We start from the raw sequence: 5,621 nt of genomic DNA on the forward strand, positions 1-5,621 counted from the left end.
GGGAAGCCATGACTACACGTCGCGGATCAAGATGCTGTACTCCGCAACCGGAGTCTACGTGCTGTTTGACGGCAGCGATCAAACGCTGACCGCGACCATGAACGAAGACTTTATGGACCTCTGGAACGAAGACGTCTACGAGTGTTTCTTTTGGCCCCACGAAGAGAATCCGGTATATTTCGAGTATGAAATCTCCCCGCTCGGCTTCGAGCTTCCCCTTCTGATTCCCAACCTGGACGGCCGTTTTCTCGGCTGGCGGCCGTGGCACTATGAGGGCGATCGAAAGATCCAGAAAGCCGTATCAGCCAGCGGCGGAAAAAACGAGTCGATGGCCACTGTCACCGGCTGGCGCGCCGAAGTCTTCATCCCCTACGCGTTGCTCAAGCCGCTACGAAATCTGCCGCCCGAAGCGGGGACCCGTTGGCGGGCAAACTTCTATCGCGTCGATTACGACGGCCAAAAAACCACGCAATGGGATTGGGCCCGGGTCGGTGAAAGCTTTCACGAGTTTAAGAAGTTCGGCACCCTGGTCTTCCAGTAGGGCGTCTTGACCTGCCCCGGTCATCTGTCATTTGAAATCCACCCGCCACCGAGAGAATGGGCGAACGGAATGTCCCGATCATTGGCTCTGTTCACAGCACTTTTCGTCGCGACGCTGTCCGTCGGCGGCGCCGACGAACCAGAATTCGACATCGTCATCAAGAACGGCAAGATCGTCGACGGATCGGGAGCGCCGTGGTACCAGGCGGATGTCGGCATCGATGACGGCAAGATCGTGCGGATCGGCAGCATTCCCGACGACGAAGCGAGGGAATTGATCGATGCCCGGGGGCTGATCGTCGCGCCGGGTCTGATCGACATGATGGGTCAAACGGCATCGCCGATGATCGAAGATCCGAAGACGGCGATCAATTTGCTGACCCAGGGAATCACGACGATCAATGCCGGTGAAGGCGGATCGGCGGCACCGTTGGGCCAGGAAGAGGGACGGCGCAAGGGTTACACGACGATGGCCGAGTACTTCACCCTGCTCGAATCGAAAGGAATGCCCGTCAACGTCGTCCAAACCATCGGGCACACCCAGGTCCGTCGCATCGTCGTCGGCGATGTCGAGCGACGCCCCAGCGATCAGGAAATGGAGCAGATGCAGGCCTTGGTTCGCGAGGCCATGCAAGCCGGTGCCATCGGGGTGTCGACTGCGTTGATCTATCCGCCGGCCGTGTACGCCCGCACCAAAGAAATTGCGATGTTGGCCGCTGCGGCAGGAGAATACGGCGGCGGTTATTACACGCACATGCGAAACGAAGGCGACCGGTTGCTCGAAGCGATCGACGAGGCACTCGATATCGGTCGCCAGGCAAACACTCCCGTCCACATCTTTCACCTCAAAGCAGCCGGCAAGCAGAATTGGGGCAAGATGCCACTGGCGATTGCGACGATCAAGGCAGCGCGGTCGAGCGGACAGCAGGTGACGGCGGACATCTATCCCTACGTCAACAACGGTCTGGGCATCGCGGCGTTGATTCATCCCCGTCATTTTTCCGAGGGTCGTGATCGGCTGATCCGGCGACTGGACGATCCCGAATTTCGCGCGGAGATCAAGGAAGAAATGGAAACGACCGAGGGCTGGGAAAACTGGTTTCGCCATGCCGGAAACGACTGGGGGCGAATCGTCATCGGACGCAGCAACGATCCACGTTACGCGAAACATGATGGAAAATCCGTCGCCGAAATCGCTCGCGCGTGCGACGAGGACCCTTGGGACACGTTCTTTCAACTGGTGCGTCAAGGCGCATTCGCACTTCCCGAGACGATGACCGACGCGAACAAGATCCTTGCCATGCAACAGGAGTTTGTTTCTTTTTGCACCGACGTCGGCCCGGCCGGAGGAAGCCGGTCGGCGTCCCACCCCAGGGCGTTCGGCTCCTTCCCGCGACTGCTGTCGCGTTACGTTCGCGATCTGGGAGCGATCTCTCTGGAACGGGCCATTGCCCAGGCCAGTGCCGTCGCCGCCAATGATGTGATGGCGTACGACCGCGGCCGAATCAACGTCGGCTTGGCGGCCGATGTGATCGTGTTCGACTACCAGAATCTGGCCGACCGTGCGGATTTCGCGAATCCCCATGCGTTGTCCGAGGGGATGAAGTTTGTGATCGTCAACGGACGCCTGGTGTTGAACGATGGCGAACAGACCGATGCACGTCCCGGGCGTGTCCTGCGAGGGCCGGGTTATCGCCAGTCCGCAGCACCGGCGAATGTTGCCTCCGGCGAGGCGGACGAACGGTTCGCCAGCTACGATCGAATGATGCGCGACTTCATGACCGAGCACCGCGTCCCCGGGGCTTCGATCGCCGTGACCGATCGCGGCAAGGTCGTCTTTGCCCGAGGCTACGGCTACGCCGACATCGCCCAGCAGCAGCAAGTCCAACCGGACAGTCTGTTTCGAATCGCCAGTTTGTCGAAACCGATCACCGCCGTCGCCGTGTTGCAACTGATCGAGCAGGGAAAAGTGACGCTCGATGACAAGGTCTTTGACGTGCTGGACTATGAATCGGACATCGCGTCGACGGAGGAATTCGACGAGCGGCTACGTGACATCACGATTCGCCATCTGTTGGAACATCGCGGCGGCTGGGACCGCGATGTGTCCTTTGACGCCATGTTTCGATCCACTCGGTTCGCCGATCAAGTCGGAACGGAGCCACCGGCGGATCAGCAATCGGTCATCAAAGCGATGCTGTCCCAGCCGCTCGACTTCGATCCCGGACAGCGATACGCCTACTCCAATTTCGGTTATTGCTTGCTGGGCCGGGTGATCGAAACGCTAACCAACCAGGGCTACGAAGCCTACGTTCAACAGCACGTTTTGGCTCCGCTCGGCGTGACGACCATGCGGATCGGGGCGACGCGACTGGAAGGGCGGGCTGAGAACGAAGTGCGGTACTATCAGCCCGGCACCGGCAAATCGGTGTTCGCATCGGATCGCGGCGAAGAAGTGCCGCGGCCTTACGGCGCTTGGTATTTGCAGGCGATGGATTCGCATGGCGGATGGATCGCATCGGCGTCCGACTTGGCGAAGTTTGCCGCCGCGTTTGACGATCCGGACCAGTGCCCGATCTTGAGCCGAGAATCGATCAAGTGGATGGATCGGCGCCCGCCGGGACTCGCCGGGCACGATGCGGACGGAAAGGAAAAGTCGCGTTACTATTCGCTGGGATGGAGCAACCGAACGGTGGGGCCCGGCAAGGTAAACCACTGGCACACCGGTTCGCTGGACGGCACCGCCACGATCATGATCCGCCGCCATGACGGCAAGAACTTGATCGCGTTGCTCAATGCCCGGGTCAGCCCCTCTGCGTCGCATCTGGGATCGGCGATCGACCGGCTGTTGCACCAGGCTGCCGACGCAGTGACCGACTGGCCGGCGGATCAGACGGACTGACCCGGGCAGAAATTTCCGTCCTCTTTTCCGCACAACTATTTTGCCGCCGGAACGATAATCGTAGCTGCGACGGTCGCATTCGTGACCCGCAACCCTCTATTGGAGACACTCCGATGCCGTCAAAGCTTACCGGCCTTTTCAAGACTCTCAGGTGGTCCGATTTCGTTGGCACGCCAGACGCCGGCAGCCACCACCTCGCGTTCACGAGCACTTCGTTTTCCGTTCCGAACATCCTGCTCTCGTCACTGGTCCACGACAACATCAACGTGACGGTCACGTTCAATGCATCGAAGAGCTGGAAGAAGATGGACGAGATCAATCAGAAGAAGAATCGCACGCCCGACCAGATCTTGAAACACGAACAGGGACACTATGACATTGTCGCCTTGCTGGCCCGCGACCTGTTCATCGATTTGATGCAGCTGAAAGGGAATACCTACAAAAACCAGGCGGAGTTAAACAACGACGTTCGCCCGATTCTCGCGAAGTACAACGGAGTGGAAAAGAAGTTGATGGACAAGTACGACTTGCCGACCGAGTCCGACCACGGGGAAAGCGCGACGGGCCAGGACAAGTGGAATCGAATGATCAAGGAGGCCTTCACGACACCGCGCAGCCCCGCCGTGTTTGCCCCGGACGGAAAAGCCTACAAGATTCCGCTGCTGGACGTCTTGGCCAAGCATGGGATCAAACCCTGACGTCGCCCGTCGGGGCAACAGCGAGTTCGCTCGATCGAGCTTCAGCCCGTCAGATGACCGGTCGCGACAAGCAGCTCACGCCTGAGTTGTGCCGAAGAAACCATCATCCGGCGGTTCACGTCACTGCTGTCAAAGAAACGATCGATCGTCGGCATCAACGAATCAAGCGTATCGGTCGAGCGAATGCCGTACATCATGATCCGGTCCCAGGAATAGACGCCGTCCTCGTCGAGTGTCTGGCGGACGAGGATGGATCGCCCATCGTCCCAGTTGATGATTGCGACAACACATCCGCTGCCGGCGGCACGTTCAATTCTCCGACAATCGATGACATGGTAGATCGACATAGCCCAACTGATTCGGCGTCAATTTGGCGTCAATAAAACAGGATCGCGTGCGTCCAAGGTGCAGCGATCTTCTGTTTCCCCGACCGGTCCGCCGCTCCGGAAAGGGATCTCTTGGTAGATCAAAACGTCGCCACGAAACCCGCCAGAGATTTTTTCACGATGGCGGATTCCCGCCACAGCAAGGACAACTTTCCCCTTAGCGTTCCACGAGGTCAGCGAACCCGCCCGGCCCGCAGACGCGGTGGCGACGGCATCGCCGATTCCATAAACTTGGCGTCATGCTGCCAACCGCGTCACCGCTGATTCTGTTTACGGACCTCGATGGATGCTTGCTCAACAAGCACGACTACGACTGGTCCCCGGCGGCAGCGACGTTGCAAACGTTGCGCGATCGCCAGATCCCCGTGGTCATGAACTCCAGCAAGACGGTGCCGGAGATGAGCCAACTGGCCCGGCAACTGGGGTTGGCCGACTATCCGTTTATCTCCGAAAACGGCTCCGTGATCTGCTGGGGCGGCGAAGCCGGCCCAACGCCCGGCGACGTTGAAATCATCGGTGCGTCGCGAGATCACATTCTGGAGGTGCTGAAGTCGCTGAAGCACCAGTATCGCTTCCGCTCGTTTGCCGACCTGGGGCTCGCCGGCGTCGCTGCGGAAACCCAATTGCCCGACGACAGCGCCCGCATGGCGTTGGCGCGTCAAGGAACCGAGCCGCTGCTTTGGGACGACAGCGACGATCAGCGAGCCAAGTTCGAACAAGCGTTGCGTGATCACCAGCTCACCCTGACCCGCGGTGGTCGTTTTTGGCACGTCGCCGGCCAGACCAGCAAGGGGCGGGCGATGCAGACGGTCGCACAGCGTCTGTCACACTCCGATCAAGAGGCGCACTCCGATCAAGAGGCGCACTCCGATCCATCGTCGCAGCGCACCGGTCCACCGATTCTCGCAGCGATCGGTGACAGTCCGATCGACCAGAGCATGCTGGATTTGGCCGATGTGCCGATCGGCATCCCGACTCCTTCCGGACTGGGAGTCCACGTGGCCGCCGGCCGGGGGATCGTTGCCACCGCGCAGGGTGCCGCCGGCTGGGCCGAAGCCGTTTCGCAACTGCTAACACGGCTGGAACGCGACGCGA

The 5,621-nt window shown here is 60.0% G+C and carries 5 protein-coding genes; 4 read left to right on the plus strand and 1 reads right to left on the minus strand.

The features are described from left to right. The 3 genes from ABX749_RS19545 to ABX749_RS19555 form a co-directional block, all read left to right on the plus strand. Positions 1 to 541 (plus strand): carbohydrate-binding family 9-like protein (locus tag ABX749_RS19545; protein ID WP_372897444.1); only part of this gene is annotated, 541 nt, incomplete at its 5' end. 69 nt (positions 542 to 610) lie between these two features. Then, positions 611 to 3,442 (plus strand): serine hydrolase, encoded by a 2,832-nt coding sequence (locus ABX749_RS19550; protein WP_372897445.1) that lies wholly within the window; start codon positions 611 to 613, stop codon positions 3,440 to 3,442. Positions 3,443 to 3,555: 113 nt separating this feature from the next. Beyond that, complete coding sequence (locus tag ABX749_RS19555) at positions 3,556 to 4,140, plus strand: DUF922 domain-containing protein (protein ID WP_372897446.1); 585 nt, start codon at positions 3,556 to 3,558, stop codon at positions 4,138 to 4,140. 41 nt (positions 4,141 to 4,181) lie between these two features. On the opposite strand, the gene ABX749_RS19560 is transcribed toward ABX749_RS19555, so the two are convergent. Continuing rightward, a complete protein-coding gene (locus ABX749_RS19560; protein WP_372897447.1) occupies positions 4,182 to 4,487 on the minus strand; it encodes a hypothetical protein in 306 nt (101 codons plus the stop codon). Positions 4,488 to 4,765: 278 nt separating this feature from the next. Between ABX749_RS19560 and ABX749_RS19565 the strand changes: the two genes are divergently transcribed. Beyond that, on the plus strand, positions 4,766 to 5,621 hold an 856-nt coding region (locus ABX749_RS19565; RefSeq protein WP_372897448.1), incomplete at its 3' end, for an HAD-IIB family hydrolase.

The organism is Stieleria sp. (genome assembly GCF_041595215.1).
Lineage (GTDB): Bacteria > Planctomycetota > Planctomycetia > Pirellulales > Pirellulaceae > Stieleria > Stieleria magnilauensis.